Below are 705 nucleotides of genomic sequence, written 5' to 3' on the forward strand. Positions count from 1 at the left end.
CGATTTCAAGCTGGATGCCAACAGTCAGCAAGAACTACGTCGATGGAGAGTGGACGACTTCGGAGGCGGGCGAGACATTCGCCGTCCGCAACCCGGCGGAGCCGTCATCGATCACCAGGCGGTTCCAAGCTTCCACACCCGGCGACGTCGAGGCCGCGGTCGAGACTGCGGTCGACGCGCAGGAAATCTGGGGGGACACCCCCGGCCCGGACCGCGGCGACGTCTTGAAGCGTACGAGCGAACTCCTAGAGGAACGGAAAGGATCCGCGACTGAGGCCCTCGTCCGCGAGGAGGGAAAGACGCGCTCTGAGGCGGCCGGTGAGGTTCAGCGCGCGATCGACATCTTTGCTTACTACGCCCAGAAGTGTCTCGACCTGGGCGGGGTCAATAAATCTGCGAGCGGGAAGAACACGGAACTGTACACCAAACACGAACCACTCGGGACAGTCGCGCTGATCACGCCGTGGAACTACCCAATCGCGATTCCCGCCTGGAAGCTTGCCCCAGCACTGGCCGCTGGGAACACGGCGGTTATCAAGCCCGCCTCCGCCGCGCCAGGCATGACGAAAATTCTCTTCGAGTGCCTCGACGAAGCTGGACTCCCGGACGGGGTCGCGAACATGGTGACCGGTTCGGGTAGCGATGTCGGAACGCCGCTGGCCTAACACGACAACGTGGACGGTGTCTCCTTCACTGGCAGCACCG

Annotated in this window: 1 pseudogene; it reads left to right on the forward strand. The window is 63.3% G+C overall.

Features of this window, described 5'->3' with window-relative positions:
* Positions 1 to 14: 14 nt before the first annotated feature.
* Positions 15 to 662 (forward strand): annotated as a pseudogene (locus tag DVK07_RS20270) (aldehyde dehydrogenase family protein); the annotation flags it as partial.
* Positions 663 to 705: the final 43 nt, after the last annotated feature.

This window comes from Halorubrum sp. Atlit-26R (assembly GCF_003666015.1).
Taxonomy (GTDB): domain Archaea; phylum Halobacteriota; class Halobacteria; order Halobacteriales; family Haloferacaceae; genus Halorubrum.